General features: G+C 68.1%; 21 protein-coding genes, 2 tRNA genes and 1 other RNA gene. 14 read left to right on the plus strand and 10 right to left on the minus strand.

Annotation, left to right across the window (positions count from 1 at the left end; all coding sequences use genetic code 11):
- Window positions 1-486: 486 nt before the first annotated feature.
- The 4 genes from B0F77_RS32880 to B0F77_RS48770 all read right to left on the minus strand — a co-directional run bounded on the left by B0F77_RS32880 (window position 487) and on the right by B0F77_RS48770 (window position 3,423).
- Entirely contained in the window at window positions 487-1,029 is a 543-nt protein-coding gene (locus B0F77_RS32880; RefSeq protein WP_086666920.1) for a hypothetical protein, read from the minus strand.
- A gap of 86 nt (window positions 1,030-1,115) precedes the next feature.
- The gene (locus B0F77_RS32885) at window positions 1,116-2,426 is read right to left on the minus strand and encodes an ABC1 kinase family protein (protein ID WP_086666921.1); all 1,311 of its coding nucleotides are present in this window, start codon (window positions 2,424-2,426) and stop codon (window positions 1,116-1,118) included.
- On the minus strand, window positions 2,423-3,223 hold the full coding sequence (locus tag B0F77_RS32890; protein ID WP_245848948.1) for a hypothetical protein: 801 nt from the start codon (window positions 3,221-3,223) through the stop codon (window positions 2,423-2,425). Before B0F77_RS32890 ends, B0F77_RS32885 begins: the two co-directional genes overlap by 4 nt.
- Before the next feature lie 44 nt (window positions 3,224-3,267).
- On the minus strand, window positions 3,268-3,423 hold the full coding sequence (locus tag B0F77_RS48770) for a DUF5679 domain-containing protein (RefSeq protein ID WP_166056119.1): 156 nt from the start codon (window positions 3,421-3,423) through the stop codon (window positions 3,268-3,270).
- A gap of 195 nt (window positions 3,424-3,618) precedes the next feature.
- On the opposite strand from B0F77_RS48770, the gene B0F77_RS32900 reads away from it, so the two are divergent.
- On the plus strand, window positions 3,619-4,146 hold the full coding sequence (locus B0F77_RS32900) for a M48 metallopeptidase family protein (protein WP_086666923.1): 528 nt from the start codon (window positions 3,619-3,621) through the stop codon (window positions 4,144-4,146).
- Window positions 4,147-4,351: 205 nt separating this feature from the next.
- Here the strand turns inward: B0F77_RS32900 and B0F77_RS32905 are convergent, their stop codons facing one another.
- Window positions 4,352-5,668 (minus strand): zinc-dependent metalloprotease, encoded by a 1,317-nt coding sequence (locus B0F77_RS32905; protein WP_086666924.1) that lies wholly within the window; start codon window positions 5,666-5,668, stop codon window positions 4,352-4,354.
- 44 nt (window positions 5,669-5,712) lie between these two features.
- Between B0F77_RS32905 and B0F77_RS32910 the strand changes: the two genes are divergently transcribed.
- Window positions 5,713-6,792 (plus strand): YlbL family protein, encoded by a 1,080-nt coding sequence (locus B0F77_RS32910; protein ID WP_245848949.1) that lies wholly within the window; start codon window positions 5,713-5,715, stop codon window positions 6,790-6,792.
- Between the two features lie 84 nt (window positions 6,793-6,876).
- Here B0F77_RS32910 and B0F77_RS32915 read toward each other — a convergent pair whose 3' ends face one another.
- Window positions 6,877-7,416: a PPA1309 family protein gene (locus B0F77_RS32915; RefSeq protein ID WP_086666926.1), complete on the minus strand. Its 540-nt coding sequence runs from the start codon at window positions 7,414-7,416 to the stop codon at window positions 6,877-6,879.
- Between the two features lie 94 nt (window positions 7,417-7,510).
- On the opposite strand from B0F77_RS32915, the gene B0F77_RS32920 reads away from it, so the two are divergent.
- The 3 genes from B0F77_RS32920 (at window position 7,511) to B0F77_RS32930 (ending at window position 10,955) form a co-directional block, all read left to right on the plus strand.
- A complete protein-coding gene (locus B0F77_RS32920; protein WP_086666927.1) occupies window positions 7,511-10,510 on the plus strand; it encodes a UPF0182 family protein in 3,000 nt (999 codons plus the stop codon).
- A gap of 53 nt (window positions 10,511-10,563) precedes the next feature.
- A tRNA-Met gene (locus B0F77_RS32925) sits at window positions 10,564-10,637 on the plus strand.
- 244 nt (window positions 10,638-10,881) lie between these two features.
- Window positions 10,882-10,955: transfer RNA gene (locus B0F77_RS32930), tRNA-Met, on the plus strand.
- 64 nt (window positions 10,956-11,019) lie between these two features.
- Here B0F77_RS32930 and B0F77_RS32935 read toward each other — a convergent pair.
- Window positions 11,020-11,223, minus strand: a complete 204-nt coding sequence (locus B0F77_RS32935; RefSeq protein ID WP_045311201.1) for a hypothetical protein — start codon at window positions 11,221-11,223, stop codon at window positions 11,020-11,022.
- Window positions 11,224-11,609: 386 nt separating this feature from the next.
- Here B0F77_RS32935 and B0F77_RS32940 point away from each other — a divergent pair, with 386 nt between their 5' ends.
- The 6 genes from B0F77_RS32940 to B0F77_RS32965 all read left to right on the plus strand — a co-directional run bounded on the left by B0F77_RS32940 (window position 11,610) and on the right by B0F77_RS32965 (window position 16,413).
- Window positions 11,610-12,110, plus strand: coding sequence for a PadR family transcriptional regulator (locus B0F77_RS32940; protein WP_086666928.1), 501 nt, complete (start codon window positions 11,610-11,612; stop codon window positions 12,108-12,110).
- Window positions 12,111-12,169: 59 nt separating this feature from the next.
- Window positions 12,170-13,270, plus strand: coding sequence for a peptide chain release factor 2 (gene prfB, locus B0F77_RS32945; protein ID WP_086666929.1), 1,101 nt, complete (start codon window positions 12,170-12,172; stop codon window positions 13,268-13,270).
- Between the two features lie 177 nt (window positions 13,271-13,447).
- Window positions 13,448-14,137, plus strand: coding sequence for a cell division ATP-binding protein FtsE (gene ftsE / locus B0F77_RS32950; protein WP_086666930.1), 690 nt, complete (start codon window positions 13,448-13,450; stop codon window positions 14,135-14,137).
- Window positions 14,138-14,176: 39 nt separating this feature from the next.
- Entirely contained in the window at window positions 14,177-15,079 is a 903-nt protein-coding gene (gene ftsX / locus B0F77_RS32955; protein ID WP_086666931.1) for a permease-like cell division protein FtsX, read from the plus strand.
- Between the two features lie 30 nt (window positions 15,080-15,109).
- Entirely contained in the window at window positions 15,110-15,586 is a 477-nt protein-coding gene (smpB, locus tag B0F77_RS32960; protein ID WP_086666932.1) for an SsrA-binding protein SmpB, read from the plus strand.
- Window positions 15,586-16,413 (plus strand): amidohydrolase family protein, encoded by an 828-nt coding sequence (locus B0F77_RS32965; protein WP_086666933.1) that lies wholly within the window; start codon window positions 15,586-15,588, stop codon window positions 16,411-16,413. The genes smpB and B0F77_RS32965 overlap by 1 nt, the downstream gene beginning before the upstream one ends.
- Here B0F77_RS32965 and B0F77_RS32970 read toward each other — a convergent pair.
- Window positions 16,398-17,039: a response regulator transcription factor gene (locus B0F77_RS32970; protein ID WP_169731017.1), complete on the minus strand. Its 642-nt coding sequence runs from the start codon at window positions 17,037-17,039 to the stop codon at window positions 16,398-16,400. The two genes, B0F77_RS32965 and B0F77_RS32970, sit on opposite strands and share 16 nt — an antisense overlap.
- Window positions 17,027-18,268 carry a sensor histidine kinase gene (locus tag B0F77_RS32975; protein WP_425435755.1) on the minus strand — a complete coding sequence of 414 codons (1,242 nt, stop codon included), beginning with the start codon at window positions 18,266-18,268 and terminating at the stop codon, window positions 17,027-17,029. The genes B0F77_RS32970 and B0F77_RS32975 overlap by 13 nt, the downstream gene beginning before the upstream one ends.
- Window positions 18,269-18,389: 121 nt before the next feature.
- Here B0F77_RS32975 and ssrA point away from each other — a divergent pair.
- From ssrA to B0F77_RS32990, 3 genes are all read left to right on the plus strand, one after another.
- Window positions 18,390-18,768, plus strand: a transfer-messenger RNA (tmRNA) gene (gene ssrA, locus B0F77_RS32980).
- Between the two features lie 390 nt (window positions 18,769-19,158).
- Complete coding sequence (locus B0F77_RS32985; protein WP_086666934.1) at window positions 19,159-20,115, plus strand: GlxA family transcriptional regulator; 957 nt, start codon at window positions 19,159-19,161, stop codon at window positions 20,113-20,115.
- 42 nt (window positions 20,116-20,157) lie between these two features.
- Complete coding sequence (locus B0F77_RS32990; RefSeq protein ID WP_086666935.1) at window positions 20,158-20,796, plus strand: HD domain-containing protein; 639 nt, start codon at window positions 20,158-20,160, stop codon at window positions 20,794-20,796.
- On the opposite strand, the gene B0F77_RS32995 is transcribed toward B0F77_RS32990, so the two are convergent.
- Window positions 20,771-21,694 carry a saccharopine dehydrogenase NADP-binding domain-containing protein gene (locus B0F77_RS32995; protein ID WP_086666945.1) on the minus strand — a complete coding sequence of 308 codons (924 nt, stop codon included), beginning with the start codon at window positions 21,692-21,694 and terminating at the stop codon, window positions 20,771-20,773. The genes B0F77_RS32990 and B0F77_RS32995 overlap by 26 nt on opposite strands.
- Window positions 21,695-21,733 lie beyond the last annotated feature (39 nt).

The following is a 21,733-nucleotide window of genomic DNA, read 5'->3' on the forward strand; positions in this document are numbered from 1 at the left end:
GCGCTGACGTTGCAGGTCGGGGCTCCGGGAGTGCTGAGCTCCTGGCCTGTTGTCGTTGCGATCGGTGCGGGTGGGCCGGCGTGGCTGACTGGCGTGGCTCGGTGGCTGGTTTGGGTGCTGCGAGGGTCGTGGGTTTGGTCGGGGTGGCTAGTGGTGTGACGCGGAACGTTGCCGCGAGGCGCCCTGCTGAGCGTGGATTACCTCGCCAACGTTCCGGGTCGCGCCACTAGGTCGACGGGGCGCGTCGACTGTCGGGCTGTTGCGCACCGGGTGGCCGGTGTGGCTCGGCGGTCGGCCGGGCTGTGGGCTTCGGCCAGGTCGGCGCGAGGTCGTGCGGCCTCATTTGGGCAGCGGGCCTGTCGCCGGGCAGCGGGCCTTCCCACCGGGCCGCGCCTGTCGGGCAGCGAGTTGATCAGCCTTGGACCGAGTTCTCCCTGAGTGGCGAGTTGGTCAGCCCCGTGGCGAGCCTGCCTGGCGGCGAAGTGCTCAGGTTGGGTAGAGGTGGCGTAAGGCCTGCCTGACCAGGGCAGTGCCGCGCCGGCTGCCCCGCTCCAACTCCTCGCGCAGGTCGCCCGGCGAGCTCAGCCGCGCGTCCACCACGGCGTCGAGGATCGCCACGACCGCGCGAGGATTTGGCTCTCGGCGGGCCAGGTCCAGGCAGGCCCTGGCCGGAGAAGCGAGTCTCAGGCCGTCGCGGGCCACCACGTCCGGGGGGCGGGTCGTGCGTTCCAGGAGAATCCACGGGTGGGCTCTTCGCATGTTCTTTCCGGCGAGTACGTGAATGTGCCGGGGGACCGGAAGCGCCGCGCCTTGCCGGACCAGTGCGTCCGCTCCGGTGATCACCGATTCAGGGCCGGCGAAGGAGAGGACGGCGCGCAGCCGGTCCAGGCGGGTCGGTGGTGACGGCTTTTGCAGAACAACGCCGGGAAGTACTCGTTGCCAGGGGCCGGAAGGCGCGCAGCAGCGCTGGATCTCCCGGGAAGACAGGCCGGATTCGAGCAGGTCAGCGGTGGTTGCGAGGTGTGCCATGTGGGATATCTTGGCGTGAGCCAAGGCCGGGCAAACGGGCTGAGCGCCAAGCTGTGGATAACTTGGCGCGGGTTCACTCGGACGAGTTAGTCGTCGAATCCCGGTTGCCAGCGGGCGACGATTTCGCGGGCCGTCACGTGGGCGTCCAGCTGGCAGAGAATGCCTGTTGCGCCCAAAGTCACGCGATGAATCAGCAGGTATTGCGGGGGCAGGTTCAGGGACCGGCCGGTTTGTGAGTCGGGGCTGCGCAGGTCGCCCACGCGTTCCGCCTGCGACTGCAGCCAGCGGCGGGTGAAGTGGAACGACTCGGTGCGCAGGGGCTCGACGAACGGGGCCAGGTAGCCGAGTACGTCCTCGCCGTGCAGGGACATGCCCTCGCGGATGAAGTTCTCGGTTCGCAGGAGTTCGACCAGGTCCGCGGATCGGCCGTCCAGGGCCAGCCTCGTCATCAGGCCGAGCGTCTTGGGCAGGCCGTCGGGCAGGCGGGCGACGGCGCCGAAGTCGAGTACGCGCAGGCGGCCGTCGTCGCCCAGCATGAAGTTGCCGGGGTGCGGGTCCGCGTGCAGCAGGCCGGAGCGCGACGGGGCCGAGAAGTGGAACTCGGCTAGCAGCTGGCCGGCCAGGTCACGCTCCTCGACCGAGCCGGAACGGATGATCTGCGACAGGCCGACGCCGGAGGTCCACTCGGTGACCATGACCTTGGGCGACGAGGCGACCACGCGAGGCACCAGCACGTGCGGGTCGTCCTCGAAGGCCTTCGCGAACGTGCGCTGGTTCGCGGCCTCGTCGCGGTAGTCGAGCTCCTCCAGGTACCGGTCGCGCAGCTCCTCCAGCAGTGGGCGCACGTCGGTGCCGGGCATGATCGCCTGCAGCAGCCGGCTGAACCGCAGCAGCTGCTTCAGGTCCGCGCGCAGGGCCTCGTCGGCGCCGGGGTACTGGACCTTCACCGCCACGTCGCGGCCGTCGTGCCACACCGCGCGGTGCACCTGGCCGATGGACGCGGAGGCGGCCGGCTCGTCGTCGAACGACTTGAAGCGCTTCACCCAGGACGCGCCGAGCTGTTCGGCGAGCACGCGGTGGGTGGTGCGGGCGGGCATCGGCGGGGCCGCGGTCTGCAGCTTGGTCAGCGCCTCGCGGTACGGGGCCGCCAGCTCGTCCGGGACGGCCGCCTCGAACACGCTCAACGCCTGGCCGAACTTCATCGCGCCGCCCTTGAGCTGGCCGAGCACCGCGAAGACCTGTTCCGCCGTCTTGGCCGTCACCTCGGCGTTGACCTCGTCGGCCGCGCGTCCGGTCAGTCGCTTCCCCCAGCCACCGACAACCCGGCCGGCCACCCCGAGCGGGAGGCTCGCCAGCTTGGCGGTGCGCTGCACGGCCTTGCGCGGAATCTCGGTCACTCGGCCATGTTATGTGCGGAGCACTGACAGTCCGGGTGCGGATACCAGCTGCGCCTCTCAGCGACACCCGCCGCCAGGTCGAGCTCGACTGTGGCGTTGAGCACGGCCGGTGGGGGCAGGTCGCGGCCGCGGATGTAGATCAACGACTCCAGGATCTGCGCCACCGCCAGCGCCGCCGTTCCGGACGCGAAGAGCACGTCGGTGGAGGCCGGGCGACCGGCGAGCTGGGTCGCGATGACGGGCCAGGCCGGGTCCTGGTCGGCGCGGTGCAGGTCCGCGCAGTTCAAACACGAGGAACGGCCGGGCAGCACCAACGGTCCGACGATGCCCACGCCCTCACGCACGCGCACGGCCAGATGCGGCGTCCGGAACGCCATCAGCGTGCTCACGAGGTTCGGATCTGGAACGAGCGTCGCCGCGAGCACCGTCAGATCCGCGTTGTGCGCGAGCTGAACGCTTGATTCAGCTAGAAGCGAAGTAATTGCGAGCGCAAGGTGACCGGCGCCGTGGACGGCGGCCGTCGCGCCCTTCACGGGGGAGCCGGTGTCGAGCAGACCGGCCTCTTCGAGCGAGTCGAGAACGGCGCTCAGCTGGCTCGGGTCCTCGCCGCGCACTTTCAGTCTTTCACCCAGTTCAGCGACGGTGTGGCGGCCGTCGAGGGCGAGGAGCTGATCGATCAGCGCTTCGGGCAGTGAGTCGATCACCACGGCGTGTTTCGGGTCGATGCCGACCTGCACGACGCCTTCGCCGCGGCGCACCACGGCAAGTCCTGCACGTACGCGAGGTCTCGTGTCCACAGGAGAAGACTGGCAGGGGGCGGAGCCCCCTGCCAGCGGAAACGTCAGACCTTGGCCTTGCCGAGGATCCGCGTCATCTTCGTGCCGCAGACAGGGCAGGTGCCCTTCGCCATGCGCCGGCCGTTGGTTTCCTCGACCTTGCCGTCGAAGTCGCGCTTCTCCCGACACTTGACGCAGTAGCCGTTGTAGGTCTCGGCCACAGCCCCTCCCTTGCAGTTGTGAGTGCGGACACACTCGGGGACCTTGGCGCGACGGTACCTCCGCGAGCGCGCGAAACCGCGCATGTCGTTTCCGCGCGTGTCCAGCCGCCGTTCGGTGGAACTTCACCCGCCGGGTGCGCGGCTGCCGCCGGTTGGGGGCGGAAAATTGTCAGTGCCGCCGTTTACGGTGACTCCATGGCCGAACCGCGGGTGGAGGTGCGGCGGAGCCCCCGGCGCCGCCGCATGGTCAGCGCGTACCGGGAGGGCGACACCGTCGTCGTCCTTCTGCCGGCACGGATGACCAAGGGGGAAGAGAAGCACTGGGTGGCGGAGATGTTGAGCCGCCTCCAGCGCAGTGAGACGCGCAGGAAATCCCCTGCGCGAACGTCGGACGAGGCGTTGATGGCGCGGTGTGCCGAGCTGTCGGCGCGCTACCTCGACTCGCTCGCCGACCCCGTCAGCGTGCGCTGGGTGCCGCCCATGCGCACGCGCTGGGCGTCGTGCACGCCGACCGAGGGCACCATCAGGGTGTCCGAGCGGCTGCGCGACGTGCCGCCGTGGGTGCTCGACTACGTGCTCGTGCACGAGTTGGCGCACCTGCTGGTGCCAGGGCACGGCAAGGACTTCTGGGAGTGGGTGCACCGCTACCCGAAGACCGAGCGCGCCATGGGCTACCTGGAAGGCCTCTCAGCCGCCGCAGGCTGGGGGATCACAGAAGACTGAGCGTCGGATGATGGGCGAGGTGTGCTCGCGGAGAGCGCTTCGCTCGGGGGCGAGGTGTGCTCGCGGAGAGCGCTCGCCGGTCCTCGCTCAGGTGTCTTCTGGGGGCCGAGCCCCCAGACCCCACGCCGGGGGCAAGCCCCCGGACCCCCGAATGCGACGCGCCCGGTGAGGAAAGTCCTCGCCGGGCGCGTCGTTCAGATACTGGTCAGCTCTCGTCGGGCTTGCCGTCCTCGGGCTTCTCGGGCTTGCCCTCGTCCTCGCGCATGGTGCGCTCCAGCTCGGCGATCGGGTCCTCGAGCGCGTTGCGGGTGTTGGTCAGGCGCTCGGCGAACTCCAGCGGGTCGTCCAGGTCCTCGGCGGTCGGGACGAGCTCGGCGTGCTCCCACACGCTGTCGCGCACCTCGACGCCGTGCTGGTCGCCGATGAGCTTCCACAGCGCGGAGGCGGCCCGCAGCTTGCGCGGGCGCAGTTCGAGGCCGACCAAGGTCGCGAAGGTCTGCTCGGCCGGGCCACCGGAGGCACGGCGGCGGCGCAGCGTCTCGCGCAGCGCCGGAGCACCGGGCAGGCGGTCGGACACGGCGGCGTCGACCACGACGTCCACCCAGCCCTCGACCAGGGCCAGCAGGGTCTCCAGGCGGTTCAGCGCCGCCTTCTGCTCCGGGGTGGTCTGCGGTTCGAGCAGGCCGGAGCTCATGGCCTCCTCGATGGAGGCAGGGTTCGACGGGTCGATCTGGCCGGCGAGCTGCTCCAGGGCGGAGGTGTCGACCTTGATGCCCTTGGCGAACTCCTCGACGGTGTCGAGCAGCCGCTGCCGCAGCCACGGCACGTGCGTGAAGAGGCGCTGGTGCGCGGCCTCGCGGGCGGCGAGGAACACCATCACCTCGGAGGCCGGGCGCTCCAGGCCCTCGGTGAACTTCTCGATGTTCGCGGGCAGCAGCGCCGCGGTGCCCTCGGGGCCGAGCGGCAGGCCGACGTCGGTCGAGGTGAGCACCTCGGAGCCGAGCTGCGCCAGGGCGTTGCCGAGCTGCGATCCGAACGCCATGCCGCCCATCTGACCGAGCATCGACAGCAGCGGACCGGCCGCCTGCTTCGCCTCGGCGGGCATCGCCTCGACCCACGCGCCGGACATGCGCTGCGCGACCGGGTCGCACAGGCGCTGCCAGGTGGGGATGGTGCGCTCGATCCAGTCGCGCGCGGTCCACGCCTGGGTCGTGCGGGTGCCGGCGGGCAGCGACGTGACCGGGTCGAGCCACATCTCGGCCAGGTGCACGGCGTCCGTCACGGCACTGGACTGGTCGGCGGCGAACCCGACGGTGGTCGTCGTCGAGGACAGCTGCTGGAACGCGATCTGCTTGGCGAGGTCGTAGTTGACCGGCCCGCTCGACGTCCCGGCGCTGCTCAGCATCGCGCCCAGCTGGCTGAGCATGTTGCCCAGCTGGCTGAAGTCGAACGGGTTGTCTCCCGGCTTCCCGCTCTTGTCGTCGGGGTCGTGCGGGCTGAACCCGAACGGCACGTCACTCATGCCTCTACCGTACGCGGATCCACATGGTCGTACGCTGTTCAGCCGTGAGTGAAACCGTCACGACCGCACCCCCACCCGCGCCCCCGCCGAGGGAGCGCGGACTGACCCGCCGGACGTGGACGCTGATCATCAGCTTCCTAGTGGTGGCGGCACTCGGACTGCTCGGCGGTTTCGCCAGAGTCCCGTACGTCGCGCTGGGCCCCGGCCCGACCTACGACGTGCTCGGCAAGGTCAAGGACACCGACGTCGTCTCGGTGGACGGCCAGGACACCTTCCCCACCAAGGGATCCCTGCGCATGACGACGGTCTCGCTCACCGACGACGTGTCGCTGTTCGGCGCGCTCGGCCTCTGGCTGTCCGGCCGCTACGCCCTCGCGCCGCGCGAGGAGTTCTTCAAGCCCGGCGAGTCGGAGGAGGAGGTGCAGCGCAACAACGAGCTGGCGTTCAGCGAGTCGCAGACCGCCGCCGAGGTCGCCGCGCTGCACTACCTGCAGTATCCGGGCATGGTGATCGCGAACCAGGTCACCAAGGGCAGCCCCGCGGACAACGTGATCCCGCTCGGCGCCCGCATCATCTCCGTCAACGGCAAGCAGGTGCAGAGCGCCGCCGACGTGAGCAGCGCGCTGGAGAACACCAAGCCCGGTGACCGCATCGAGGTGGCCTTCGAGAAGGACGGCACCTCGAAGTCGACCCAGCTCACCCTCGGCACTCGCGAGGACGGCCGCCCCGCGGGCTTCATCGGCATCTCGCCGGTGGACCGCGCCGACGTGCCGTTCAAGATCAAGATCAGCCTGTCCGACGTCGGTGGCCCGTCCGCCGGTCTGATCTTCGCGCTGGCGATCGTCGACAAGCTGACGCCGGGCGAGCTCAACGGCGGCAAGGCCATCGCGGGCACCGGCGAGATCACCGGCGACGGCACGGTGAAGCCCATCGGCGGCATCGCGTTCAAGATGGTCGCCGCGAAGGAGGCCGGCGCGACGGCGTTCCTCGTGCCCAAGGACAACTGCCAGGACGCGAAGCAGCAGGCGCCGGAGGGGCTCAAGCTGATCAAGGTCGAGAACCTCAAGGACGCGGTGTCCTCGCTGGAGGCGCTCAACTCGGGCAAGGAGACGCCCGCCTGCTGAGCTTGTCCGCTACCCGCGAACGCACGACATCACAACCCCGGCGCGATCAAGCGCCGGGGTTGTGCCAGCCTGGGGGTGTGCGGGTCAGGGGCGAAGCGTGGCGAGCAGGGCGTCGGTGAGGTTGGGCGCCAGCTCGGGGTGCTCGACGACCTCCTCTGGCACCTCGACCGTTCCGCGCAGCCGCAGCACGCAGGAGACAGAGCCGTCGCGCAGCACCGCCGCCACCAGGCGCGCCTCGCGGCGGGCCGGGTGTTCGGCCGCGAACCTGCGGGCCGCCTCGTCGTCCAGTTCGCCGTGCTGCAGTTCGGTCTCGGCCTCCGGCGGCAGGACCACGATCTCCTGGGCCAGGGCGCACCCGGTCACGGCCGGGGGCCACTCGATGCCCGCCAGCGCGTCACCCAGGTCGCCCGTCAGCTCGTCCTGGGCGATCGGGGTCAGCGGGGAGGCCTCCGGGTCCAGCTGGGCCCGCAGCTCCGGCTGCTGCTCGATCAGGTCTGAGGTGGCCACGAGGGCGAAGAGTTGCGGGGGCTGCTCCCAGCCGCCCGCCCCGACGAACTCCTCTACCTCGCGGGCGACCGTCGGGAGGATGACCGCTGGCGTTTCACTCGCTGACACGCGTGTCATCGTAAGACCGCCGACTTCACGGGAACCCAGGGCGTCGTCCGTAGAGTTGGACTAAACGTACGTATTGAAATTCCGCGATCCAGGAGCGTGCCTCGTGGCCACACGGCCTCCGGTCGGACTGCCGAAACTGTCCCGACGCAGCCGAATACTGCTCATCGTCGGTGTTGTGCTCCTGTTCGGTCTCATCACGGGATCGCGGCTGCTCGACACCTACGTGAACTGGCTGTGGTTCGGCGAGGTGAAATTCCGCGACGTCTACAGCACGGTGCTGCTCACCCGGCTGGGGCTGTTCGTGGCCGTCGGGGTCGTCGTCGGCGGCATCGTCGCGCTCAACCTCTACCTCGCCTACCGCGCCCGTCCGGTGTTCGTGCCGGTGTCCGGGCCCGACGACCCGGTGGCGCGCTACCGCACGGTCGTGATGCGGCGGATGCGGTTGTTCGCGATCGGCATCCCGGTGTTCGTCGGGTTGATCGCAGGCGCGTCGGCGCAGGCGGACTGGCAGCAGATCCAGCTCTTCCTCAACGCCGAGCCGTTCGGGGTGACCGACCCGCAGTTCGGGCACGACATCGGCTTCTACGCGTTCAAGCTGCCGTTCTACGAGTGGCTGCTGTCGTGGCTGTTCATCGTGACTGCGGTGTCGTTCATCGGCGCGGTGATCGCGCACTACCTCTTCGGCGGGATCCGGCTGGCCGGTCGCGGCGGTCAGCTCTCCGGGCCCGCGCGGCTGCACCTGGCGCTCGTCGCCGGCACGTTCGTGCTGCTGAAGGCCGTCGCGTACTTCTTCGACCGGTACGAGTTGTTGCTGCACGACAACGAGAAGTTCGTCGGCGCGAGCTACACCGACCTCAACGCGGTGCTGCCGGCCAAGCTGATCCTGCTGTGCATCGCGGTGTTCTGCGCGATCGCGTTCTTCGCGGGCGCGTTCATGCGCAACGTCCAGCTGCCAGCCATCGCGACCGTCCTGCTGGTGCTGTCGAGCGTGCTCGTCGGCGCGGCGTGGCCCGCGGTGCTGGAGCAGTTCTCGGTCAAGCCGAACGCCATCCAGAAGGAAGCCCAGTCGATCGAACGCAACATCGCGGCGACACGGCAGTCGTTCGGGCTCACCGAGGACAAGGTGCAGACAAAGCCCTACGAGGGCAAACAGAACATCACCAACGACCAGATCAAGACCAACGACGCGGCGACGCTGGGCAACATCCGCCTGCTCGACCCGGCGGTGCTCGGACGGACCTTCACGCAGTTCCAGCAGCTGCGGCCGTTCTACGGGTTCCCGAACAAGCTCGACGTCGACCGGTACACAGTGGACGGGAAGCTGCGCGACTACATCGTGGCGGTCCGCGAGCTGAAGCTCGACAGCCTGCCGCAGGGCCAGCGCGACTGGATCAACCAGCACCTCATCTACACGCACGGCAACGGCTTCGTCTACGCCGAGGCGAACAAGGTCAACGCGGTGGCCGACCAGACCAACGGCGGGTACCCGGAGTTCAAGACCGGTGAGGTCGCGCCGGACGGCACGATCCGCAACGCCGAGAACGGCATCAAGGTCGACCAGCCGCGCACCTACTACGGCGAGCTGTTCGGCATGAACGACTACTCGATCGTCGGTGGCCGGCCGCAGGGTTCGGCGGCCGAGTACGACACGGACGCCAAGTCCTACACCTACACCGGCTCCGGCGGTGTGCCGATCGGCAGCCTGTTCAACAAGCTGGCGTTCGCGGCCTACTACGGCGAGCGGAACATCCTCTTCAACCAGTCCATCGCGGACGAGTCGAAGATCATGATCAAGCGCGCGCCGCGGGACCGCGTGCAGGCCGTCGCGCCGTGGCTCACCGTCGACAGCGACCCGTACCCGGCCGTCGTGAACGGCCGCATCACGTGGATCGTCGACGGCTACACCACGCTGGACAACTACCCGTACGCGCAGCGCACCCCGCTGGGTGACGCGACGAACGACTCGCTCACCGCGGACGGCGTGGTGATCTCGCAGGCCAACAAGTCCGTCAACTACATCCGCAACTCGGTCAAGGCCACTGTGGACGCCTACGACGGCACGGTGAGCCTGTACGCGATGGACGAGAAGGACCCGGTCCTCAAGGCGTGGATGGGCGTCTTCCCGAACACGGTGAAGCCGAACAGCGAGATCTCGAACGAGCTGCGCCAGCACTTCCGCTACCCCGAGGACCTGTTCAAGGTGCAGCGGCAGATGCTGTCGAAGTACCACGTCTCGTCGCCGTCGGACTTCTACTCCGGTGTCGCCTACTGGGCGCCGGCCCAGGACCCGACGATCGACAACGTGACCTCGGCCGACGCCCAGCGCGACGCCGCGGCCAAGCGCAGGGACGCGCAGCCGCCGTTCTACGTGCTGGCCGGTGACCCGAGCGACGCCAGCAAGGTCCGGTTCCAGCTGACCAGCCCGCTGGTCCGGGAGAACCGGGAGTTCATGGCGGCGTACGTCACCGTGGGGTCCGACCCGGACAACTACGGGAAGATAAGCGTGCTGCAGCTGACGCAGGACGCCAAGGGCCCGCAGCAGATCCAGACGCAGTTCCTCACCTCGGACAACGTCAGTCGCGAGCTCAACCTGCTCGCACAGCAGAAGACGACGGTCGTCTACGGCAACCTGCTGACGCTCCCGGTGGGCGGTGCGCTGCTCTACGTCGAACCCGTGTACATCGAGCGCGCGTCCAACAACACGTCCTATCCGCAGCTGTCCAAGGTGCTGGTCTGGTACGGCGACCGGGTCGGGTACGCGTCGACGTTGAGCGAGGCGTTGGAACAGGTGCTCAGCGGCACGGGTGCGGTCGTGCCGCCGCCGAGCACCAACCCGCCGAACAACGGGAACTCGACGACGCCGACCACGCCGCCGTCGAACAGCACGTTGAGTCCTGAGCTGCAGAAGGCGGTCAACGACATCGACTCGGCGTTGGCGGACATCAAGAAGGCGCAGCAGAGCGGTGACTTCGCCGCGCTCGGCCAGGCGTACCAGCGCCTGGAGGACGCGTCGACCCGGTTCAAGCAGTACAACACCGGGGCCGCCGCACCGCCGCAGAGGGGCCAGTCGTCGGTTGTGCCGAGCCCCACACCGTCAGGCTGACCTCTCGATTTGCAATAAGCCGCTCCACCCGCGTAAGGTTCTATTCATACCGACGCGGGGTGGAGCAGCTCGGTAGCTCGCTGGGCTCATAACCCAGAGGTCGCAGGTTCAAATCCTGTCCCCGCTACAAAGTTGGAAGAGTCCTGTCTGCGGAGAACGCAGACAGGACTTTTTCGCATTGGTTTGGGGGCGGAGCCCCCAAACCCCACCCTGGGGGCAAGCCCTCAGACCCCCGTAGGTTGACCAGCAGGTGCGGTACCTGACGAACGCCGCGTGTGACCTGCGGAAACCGCGTTAGTGGGGGGTGGTGAAAAAGGGGTTTCGGGAGGGTGTAGAGTTCTCCTTACAACAGCAAGACAAGCTAGAAGCGGCGCGGGGTGGAGCAGCTCGGTAGCTCGCTGGGCTCATAACCCAGAGGTCGCAGGTTCAAATCCTGTCCCCGCTACTAGACAAGAAGGCCGGAGCCAACAGGCTCCGGCCTTCTTGTTATTCGCGATCAACGCGAACTTTCAGGTCATGTTCTCCGCCCAGTACTGGGCGCACAGCATGCTGGAGCAGATCCGGCCCTCGCCGTTGACCGTGCGGTGCTTGCGGATCTGTTTGCCGCAGACCATGCACTCGTCCTTGCCTGCCTGCTCAGGGATGCCGCCGGTCATCCACGCCACCGTGTGCGCCGCCACCTTCTTGTGGTCCAGCCACTTGATGTTCTTCATCGTCCCCGACCTCCGTGTCTCGCTCCGCCTGCCTGGCAATGATCATTTTCCCGGTTGTGCGGGCGTAGGAAAGAGATGTGCGCGGACATCACCAGGTCGTGCGACGAGGGCTCACGTCCGTCCATTCGGGTGGCTCCGGCCGGTGAGAGTCGTACCGCCGATCGAGTGAGATCGGGTGACTTTCGTTTCTGCGAAAGGGTTTTTCCATCCGGGATGGACACAGACGGTCAAGCGGCCAAACGCGTGAGGCTGAGAAACTGCCGCTTACTCAGCGAGACTTTTCGTTGCTCCGCATGGCCCATCAGACTAGCCCGGTGATCAGCCACTGTGGACAGAACGGCTGACCATTGTGGACAGCTTCCCCCAGACGTGGGAACGTTGTCGTTGTGTCAGACCTGAATGCGACCGCAGCCGCCCTGCTCGGGCTGCTGCACGACGGACCCAAGACCGGTGGCCAGTTGGTTGCGGAGGCAGGAGACCGCTTCGGCGCGTTCTTCAGCGTCACCCGCAGCCAGGTGTACCGCGAGCTGCCCGCGCTGGCTGACCAAGGCCTGCTGCGCCTCGGCAAGCAAGGACCGCGGTCGAGCCAGCAGTACGTGCTCACCGCGGCGGGCAAGAAGGCCTTCAAGAACTGGCTGCTGTCCGAGCCTGGCCCGGACCATCTCCGCAGCCCGCTCATCCTGCGCCTGGTGCACGCCGGCTCGCTGACCGCGAAGCAGCGCGAGTCCCTGATCACGACCGCGCGTTCGGCGTACGGTCAGGAGCAGGAGAGCGCGAAGAGCGCGGCCAAGACGGCGGAGGACCCCTACGCCAAGGCGGTGGCCGAGTTCGGCCTCGCTCATGCGAAGGCGGTTCTCAAGCTGCTCGACGCCATCCCGACCGCGTAAAGGGACTGCCAGCAAGCACCGGTCGCGAACTGCGACCGGTGCTGGCGTAATCTTTTTGCGTGAACCCGGACGTCGAAGCAGACATCAAGGACCTCTCCGCCACGCTGTCGAGCATCGAGGCGGTGATGGACCTCGATGGATTGCGCGCCGCGGTCGCGGACCTGGAAGAGCAGGCAGCCAAGCCCGACCTCTGGGACGACCAGGAGAAGGCGCAGAAGGTCACCAGCCAGCTCTCCCACAAGCAGGGTGAGCTGCGTCGCGTCACGAACCTGCGCGAGCGCTTGGACGACCTCCCGCTGCTCTACGAACTCGCAGAAGAGGCCGAGGACGCGGACGCGCAGGCCGACGCGGACAACGACCGCGCCAAGCTGCGCGAGGAGATCGCGAGCCTCGAGGTTCGCACGCTGCTGTCCGGCGAGTACGACGAGCGCAACGCGCTCATCACCATCCGCGCGGAGGCCGGCGGCGTCGACGCCGCGGACTTCGCCGAGATGCTGCTGCGCATGTACTCGCGCTGGGCCGAGCGCCACAACTACGGCGTCGAGGTCTTCGACACCTCCTACGCGGAGGAGGCGGGCATCAAGTCCGCGACCTTCCGCGTCTCCGCTCCGTACGCCTACGGCACGTTGAGCGTCGAGCAGGGCACGCACCGTCTCGTGCGCATTTCGCCGTTCGACAACCAGGGCCGCCGCCAGACGTCGTTCGCCGGCGTCGAGGTCGTGCCCGTCGTTGAGCAGACCGACCACGTCGAGATCGACGAGAAGGACCTGCGCGTCGACGTCTACCGCTCGTCCGGCCCCGGTGGCCAGGGCGTCAACACCACCGACTCGGCGGTGCGCCTCACGCACATTCCGACCGGCATCGTGGTGTCCTGCCAGAACGAGCGCTCGCAGCTGCAGAACAAGGCCACGGCCATGAACGTGCTGCAGGCCAAGCTGCTCGAGCGCCGCCGGCAGGAGGAGCAGGCCAAGATGGACGCGCTGAAGGACTCCGGCTCCAGCTGGGGCAACCAGATGCGCTCCTACGTGCTGCACCCGTACCAGATGGTCAAGGACCTGCGGACCGAGCACGAGGTCGGCAACCCGTCCGCGGTGCTGGACGGGGAGATCGACGACTTCCTCGAGGCCGGCATCCGGTGGCGCAAGCAGTCCCAGGGTTAGTCCGCGGCTGATCTGAGGTGAAGAGCACGTTCCGTCCGAACGAGGGCGGGACGTGCTCTTTTCGTGAACGGGATGTGCCTGGTCGGACACGGCGTGTCGAGGTCCGGACCGCCCTTCCGGGGCCGGAAGTTAACCGGAACGGGGGCTTTACCCCGGCCATGAGTAGACTCGCGCCTCGTGATTCGTCTCGAACACGTTTCCAAGGTCTACAAGACCTCCACGCGTCCTGCGCTCGACGACGTGTCCGTCGAGATGGAGAAGGGCGAGTTCGTCTTCCTGATCGGGCCCTCGGGGTCCGGCAAGTCGACGTTCCTGCGCCTGCTGCTGCGCGAAGAGGTGCCGACCAGGGGACGCGTCTACGTCTCCAACTTCGACGTCGCCAAGATGTCGCGGCGCAGGGTCCCCCGTCTGCGTCAGTCCATCGGCTGCGTGTTCCAGGACTTCCGTCTTCTGCCCACGAAGACGGTGGCGGAGAACGTCGCCTTCGCGCTCGAGGTCATCGGCAAGCCCCGCAACACCATCGTCAAGGTGGTGCCGGAGGTGCTGCAGCTGGTCGGCCTCGACGGCAAGGAGGACCGGTTCCCGACGGAGCTGTCCGGTGGTGAGCAGCAGCGCGTCGCGATCGCCCGTGCGTTCGTGAACCGGCCGCTGGTGCTGATCGCCGACGAGCCGACCGGAAACCTGGACCCCGACACGAGCCAGGACATCATGTTGCTGCTGGAGCGGATCAACCGCACCGGCACGACCGTCATCATGGCCACCCACGACCACGGCATCGTCGACTCGATGCGCCGTCGCGTCGTCGAGTTGGCGTACGGCAAGGTCGTCCGTGATGACGCACGCGGCGTTTACGGCGTTGGCCGTTAAGCGTCCCTAGTCCCCGAACCCCAAGGAACCCCGCCCCCGATGCGTACCAGCTTCGTGTTCAGCGAGGTCGTCACCGGACTTCGCCGGAACGTCACGATGACGATCGCGATGATCCTCACGACCGCCATCTCGCTCGGGCTGCTCGGCGGTGGCCTGCTCGTCGTCCGCATGGTCGACAAGATGCAGGCCAACTACGCGGGCAAGCTCGAGGTCTCCGTGCTGCTGACGAACGACGTCAGCGCCAACGACAAGGACTGCACCCAGCAGCCCTGTGCCGGTTTGCGTTCCCAGCTCGAGCAGACCTCCGGCGTCGAGACAGTGGTGTTCCAGAACCGCGACGAGGGCTTCGAGCGCTTCAAGAAGATCTTCGAAGCGCAGCCAGAGCTGCTCAAGCTCGCGCGGCCGGAGGCCATTCCGGCGACCTTCCGCGTCAAGCTGGAGGACCCGGACCGCACCGACGTCATCAAGCAGGCCTTCGAGGGCAAGCCGGGCGTCAAGGGAGTCGACGACCAGGGCAAGTTCCTGGAGCGGTTCTTCGAGGGCCTCAACGGTCTGCGCGACGTCGCCCTGATCCTCGCGCTCATCCAGGCGTTCGCCGCGTTGCTGCTGATCTCGAACACCATCCAGGTGTCGGCGTTCACCCGCCGCGTCGAGGTCGGCATCATGCGACTGGTCGGCGCGACCCGGTGGTACACGCAGCTGCCGTTCCTCATCGAGGCGGTCGTCGCGGGCATCATCGGCTCGGTCACCGCGGTCGCCGGCCTGGTGCTGTTCAAGGCGTTCTTCCTCGACCGGATCACCAGGAACCTCACCGAGTCGGGCATCATCCCGCCGATCGGGTACCTGGACATCCTCATAGTCTCGCCGTGGCTGTTCCTCGTCGCGATCGTCATCTCGGCCACGACGGGCTACGTGACACTCCGTCTCTACGTGCGGCTTTAACGATTGGCGTGACCACGTAAAGTTGTCGCCATGGTCAAGGAACGCGGGCAGAAGGTCATCGCGTCGAACCGCAAGGCTCGGCACGACTGGGCCATTCTCGACACCTACGAGGCGGGCATTCAGCTCGTCGGCACCGAGGTGAAGAGCCTGCGCATGGGACGGGCGTCCCTCGTGGACGCCTTCGCCCAGGTCGACGACGGCGAGATCTGGTTGCACGCGCTGCACATCCCGGAGTACGTCGCGGGGACGTGGACGAATCACGAGGTCCGGCGCAAGCGCAAGCTCCTGCTGCACAAGTCGGAGATCGAGCGGCTGATCGGCAAGACCAAGGAGTCCGGTCTGTCGCTCGTCCCGCTGCAGATGTACTTCAAGGACGGCTACGTCAAGGTCGAGATCGCCCTCGCGAAGGGCAAGAAGGCCTACGACAAGCGCCAGGACATCGCGAAGCGCGACGCCAACCGTGAGATCGCCAAGGCGCACGGACGGGCGTTGAAGGGCCGTTACTGATGGCGTTGGTGGACATCCACGTCCACTTCATGCCGCAGAACGTCCTCGACAAGGTCTGGGCGTACTTCGACCGCGTGCGCGCGTCCGGTGTCGACTGGTTCATCCAGTACCGGACTGACGAGAACGCCCGGCTCACCGCACTGCGGGAGCTGGGCGTTTCGGCGTTCGCACCGTTGCTCTACCCGCACAAGCCCGGCATGGCCGAGTGGCTGAACGAGTGGGTGGCCGACTTCGCGGCACGGGTGCCGGAGGCGGTGCCCACGGGCACGTTCCACGCGGAGCCCGGCGCCGAGGCGTACGTGCGCAAGGCGTTGGAGGCCGGTGCGCGGTGCTTCAAGTCGCACGTCCAGGTCGGTGGCTACGACCCGCGGGACGAACTGCTGGACGGTGTCTGGGGCCAGCTCGCCGAAGCCGGGGTGCCGGTGGTGACACACGTCGCCGAAGGGCCGGTGCCCGGGAACTTCACCGGGCTCGGCATCTTCGAGGAGGTGCTTCGGCGCCATCCACGGCTGACGGCGGTCATCGCGCACGCCGGCATGCCGGACTACTCGGGTGCGCTGGATCTCGTCGAGCGCTATCCGAACGTGCACATCGACACCACGATGGTGGGCGTTCCGTTCAGCGAGGGGATGTGGCCGCTGCCGGACGGCTGGACCCGGCGGATCGCCGGGCTGGCGGACCGGGTCGTGCTGGGCACCGACTTCCCGAACATCCCGTACCCGTACGAGGTGCAGCTCGACGCCATCCGGTCGTGGGGCCTGGACGCCGCCGCCGAGCAGGCGATCCTGCACGACAACGGCGCCCGTCTGCTTCAGCTGTCCAGGTAGGCGAGGACAGCGCGCACCCGGCGGTGCTCCGAGTTCGACGGTTCGAGGCCGAGCTTGGCGAAGATGTTGCCGACGTGCTTCTCCACCGCGCCGTCGGACACCACGAGCGAGCCGGCGATGGCCGTGTTGGACAGTCCTTGTGCCATCAGCCCGAGCACCTCGCGTTCGCGGGGCGTCAACGAGTCGACTGGGCTCTTCTTGCTGCGCACCATGAGCTGCGTGATCACCTCGTGGTCGATGCTCGTGCCGCCGTCGGCGACCCTTCGCACCGCGTCGACGAACTCCTTGACGTCGGCTACCCGTTCCTTGAGCAGATAGCCGACTCCGCTCGCACCGCTCGCGAGGAGCTCCACGGCGTAGCGCTCCTCGACGTACTGCGACAGCACCAGCACCGGCAGCCCCGGGTAGCGGCGGCGGCACTCGATGGCGGCCCGCAGGCCCTCGTCGGTGAACGTCGGCGGCATCCGCACGTCCACCACGCACAGGTCCGGCTTGTGCTCGGTCACGGCGTCCAGCAACCCGTCGCCGTTCTCCACTGCCGCAACGGTTTCGATGCCCTCGTCGGCGAGCAACCGCTGCACGCCCTCTCTCAGCAGCACCGAGTCCTCGGCGATCACCACACGCACGGCAACTCCGCTCGAATAACGGTCGGCCCACCAACGGGGCTGACGACGACAACGACACCGTCGATCGTGGCGGCCCGGTCGGCCAGGCCGGCGAGTCCGCCGCCCGGCTTCAGCTCGGCGCCGCCCTGACCGTTGTCGGTGACCTCTACCAGCACTCCCGTGTCGACCCGGTTGACCCGCACGGTCGCCTTGGTGCCGTTGGAGTGCTTGGTGATGTTCGTGAGTGCTTCGCCGACGGTGAAGTACGCGGCGCTCTCGACCGACGTCGGCGGCCGCGGGTCGACGTTGACGTCGAGGTCGACCTCGATCGGGACGCGTGCCGCCAGCGCACTCAGCGCCGCGTCGAGACCGCGGTCGCCGAGCACGGACGGGTAGATGCCCCGCGCCAGGTCGCGCAGTTCCTTGATGGCGAGCTTCGCGTCCGCGTGCGCCTCGGCGATCAGCACGGCCGCGCCCTCCGGGTCGGTGTCCATTTTGGACTTCGCGCGGCCCAGCCCCATCGCCACCGCGACGAGCCGCTGCTGCGCGCCGTCGTGCAGGTCGCGTTCGATGCGCCGGCGTTCCGCCTCGGCCGCCTCGACCCCGCGGGCCCGGCTCGACTGCAACCGCTCCGCCTCGATCGCCAGCGCGTCCGCCCGCGTCGGCCCGAGCATCGCGCGGGCGAACCTGCCGTGCACCACGCCGAGCCACCTGGTGCCGATGACCGCGAACGGGATCAACGCCAGACCGATCAGCGCGACGGGCAGCGCCGACACGAACGAGTTGATGGTCCAGAACTCGCCCACGATCACCGCGAACGGCGCGTCGTCGATCCAGAACGGCACGGCGGCGAACGCCGCCGCGACGGACCACATCGCGATGACAGAAGCGAATTCCAGGGCCCCCACCGGCAGCAGGAGCAACAGATAACCGAAGTCTCGCCAGGTCGCCGGATCGGTGAACTGGGCCTTCCAGCGCTGCCACAGCGTGCCGCCGGCCGGCTTCTCGCGGTACGGCCTGGGGATGTCCGTGCGCAACGCCGTCCTGACCCACGCCCGCTCGATCGTCGCTCCGCCGCGCACCACGTTCATCGCGAGCCACAGGATCGGCAGACCGACCCAGAGGACCGATGTCGCGAGCCCCACGACGGTCAGCACGACGGAGAGGGTGAACCAGAAGATGCCGGTCACCAGGTTGGTCAGCAGGTAGAACCCGGCTGCGAGCGCGTTCGGTTTCCTCATGCCGTCCATCGTGTCGTTCCCGCTGGTCAGGGACCATCTGGCCAGCTAGCCGGTCAGAGGTGGGGACAGCCCTACCTGCCTCGGGAAGAACTGGCTGGCCCCAGTCGTTATGCTATGCGTACCACTACAAGGGGGTGAACGGTTTCGACTGTGGACGTTGATTCAGGGGAAGCGTGCCGGTGCAGGCGAGAGACCACCGTTAAGCGTCATCGCAAACCAATAAGCGCCACGTCTAACGACACGCGCACCGCTTACGCTCTTGCTGGCTGACAGCAAGTAGCGGCGGTTGTCGGCCTAGGAGTGCCTTCGGCCTAGTTCCCGGCATCAGCTAGAGGGCTTACCAGCAGTCTCGGCCACGGGGCCTGCTCGGGACACTCACAGTGGCTGGGCCCGTCACACCTGCTCGTTCGCGTGACTGGTGGGGTCAAGTAGAGACATAGCGGACTGCGCACGGAGAAGCCCTGATGAGCCGCCATAGGACCCGGGTTCGATTCCCGGCACCTCCACTCGGCCGAAGGCTGCTCAGCAGCCTTCGGCCGCTTTCGTCAGCTCGTTCCGGGTGTTTTCTAGGGGCCCAGCCCCCAGACCCCAGCAAAGTCCCGTCAGGCCATCCGCCTGGCTGGCGATGGCGTGTGCAAGTACCACCAACCCAACATCAACAAGCACTTTGCTACTACCAACTGGCCTCGTCGATCCAGCCGCCACACCACGCCCGGCTCAGCCATGTTCGACAACTGGCGAACATGTTGGGTGTAGTTGGCGGCGATTTGATCAAGAGTTGGTAGTACTTGCAGACGCCCACCAGCAGAGACGACTTTGCCTGGGGCTTCGCCCCCGACCCCCTAGCCCGTCTCGTTGCTTCGCAACTTGGCGGGTTTCCTTTCTGGCATGCTGTCGGGGTGGCCCGGAAGATCGTCTTCCTCCTGTTCGACGGGATGAAGATGCTGGACGTCACGGGGCCCGCGGAGGTGTTCTCCGAGGCCAACATCGTCGGCGCGGACTACGCCATCAGCTACGTCTCGGCGTCCGGTGCACCGGTCATGACCTCCATCGGCGTCCGACTACCGGTCGACGGCACCCCGGACGGCGTGAACGCGGACACGGTCGTCGTGTCGGGCGGTGATGCGCTGGTCGAGCGAGGTGTGCCGGCGGACCTGGTGGCCGCCATCCAAAGCTTGCGGAACACCAGACGTCTCGTCTCGATCTGCACGGGCTCGTTCGCGCTGGCTGCCGCCGGGGTGTTGAGCGGGCGGCGGGCCACCACGCACTGGCGGGTCGCCGACCGGCTCGCCCGCGCTTACCCGGACGTCCAGGTCGAGGCTGATTCGCTGTTCGTTGAGGACCGGGGCGTGTTCACGTCCGCCGGGGTGTCGGCGGGGATGGACCTGGCGCTGGCGTTGGTCGAGCAGGATTACGGGCCTGACCTGGCGCGGGAGGTCGCGCGCCGGTTGGTGATGTTCATGCAGCGGCCCGGCGGGCAGTCGCAGTTCTCGGCGCCGTTGGAGGTCAGGCCGGCGCGCACGCCTGCGTTGCGCGAGGTGGTGGACCTGGTGTCGGCGCAGCCCGCGCTGGATCACAGCGCGCGGACGATGGCGGCACGGGTGGGCGTGAGTGCGCGGCACCTGGCGCGGTTGTTCGCGACCGAGTTGGACACGACGCCCGCGCGGTACGTCGAACAGGTGAGGCTGGACCACGCCAAGGCGCTGTTGGACGCGGGGCACGGCGTTGCGCAGGTGGCTCGGGAGGCCGGGTTCGGGAGTTCCGAGACGATGCGGCGGGTGTTCGTGGCGCGACTCGGGGCCTCGCCGAGCGAGTATCGGGCCCGCATGTCCACATCTGTGGGCAGGCGGTCCTGATTGACGGTGGGCGCGCGCTGCCGCCGAGCCGACGATGAAGTCATGGCAGAGGTCATCGCGGGGGTGGAGATCCCCGACACCGAACTGGTGCGGTCGGCGACGGAACTGGTCCGGAAGGTCACCGACGACACGTTGTTCCACCATTCACGACGGGTGTTCCTGTGGGGGTCGTTGAAGGCGGCCGCGCGGGGGCTGGAGGTCGATCCGGAACTGGCCTACGTGGGCGGCCTCTTCCACGACCTGGGGCTGACGCGGTACTACGCGTCGAAGGACCTGCGGTTCGAGATCGACGGTGCGGAGGCCGCGCGCACGTTCCTGCTGGAGCACGGACGGTCAGAGGAGGACGCGCGCAACGTGTGGCTGGCGATCGCGTTGCACACCACGCCGGAGGTGCCGATGCACCTGACGCCCGAGGTGGTCGTGGTGGCGTTGGGCGTGAAGACCGATGTGCTCGGGATCGGGCTCGACGAGCTCACCGAGCAGCAGCGGGCGGAGGTGGTGGCCGCGCATCCCCGGCCCGACTTCAAGAACCGGATCCTCAAAGCGTTCTACGACGGCATGGCCCACCGCCCGGACACCACCTACGGGACAATGAACGACGACGTGCTCGCGCACTTCGACCCGGCCTTCCGGCGGAAGGACTTCGTGGAGATCATCAGGAAGAGCGCCTGGCCGGAATGACGTCAGACAGCGCGTCCAGGAAGTCCTGAGCGTCGAACATCGCTCCCGCGGAAGCCACGCCGGTGACGTTGAAACGGCCGGTGAGCAGTCGTTCCACGGCTTCCACGGCCAGTGGTGCGGTCACGGCGTAGATGTCGCGGCCGGTGACGGTCATCCGGCGTTCGTCCGAGCCGCGCCGGACGACGACGTCCACCTCGAACGTTTCCGCCTCCTGCCGTTCCGCGCCGCTGTGCAGGCCGTCGGACGCGCTCACCGACATGTAGGTGGTGACCGCCGGGATCGCCAGGTGGCTCGGCACGGTCACGACGTCGGCCATCGTGAACTCGGCGACGACCTCGCGCGGGCCGGACGGGAAGTCCCAGGTCACGGTGGTCGGGGTGCCGTCGTGGTACTCCAGCGCGCCGTCGCGGAACCGGACGCTGCGGCCGGCTCGGCGGTCGCGGGAGACCTGGCCCGCGGTGAGCGTGCCGGGGCTCGGCTGCCAGCCGCTCAGGCCGTAGGCGACGTGGGCGGAGTCGGCGTCGGTCCAGTCGCCCATGACGGCGGTGACCATCAGGTCGCCGAGGCCGCCGAAGAACGCCATCGCGGGCACCACCGGGATCGACGCGCCGCGGGTGACCGTGTCGGCGTTCGCCTCGATCTCGGCCGCCACGTCGACGTACGGGATGCCCGCGCGTTCGGCCGCGGCGATCAGCGGGAGGGCGGTGACCGCGAACGGACCGGCCGCGTTGATCACCGCGTCCGCGCCCTCCAGCGCCCGGTCGAGGGCGGCCGAGTCGTCCGCCGTTGCCTGAGCGCGGCCGAACGGAAGTGCGGAGAGGCCGCGCTTTTCCAGTTCTGCCAACACGAAGCGCCCCGTGAGTCCGGAAGCGCCGTACACCGCGATCTTGTGTCCCATGTAGACCATCCAAGCCGCGCACCGGAAAACGAGCTAGTG

This window comes from Lentzea kentuckyensis, assembly GCF_002150765.1.
Taxonomy (GTDB): Bacteria; Actinomycetota; Actinomycetes; order Mycobacteriales; family Pseudonocardiaceae; genus Lentzea; species Lentzea kentuckyensis.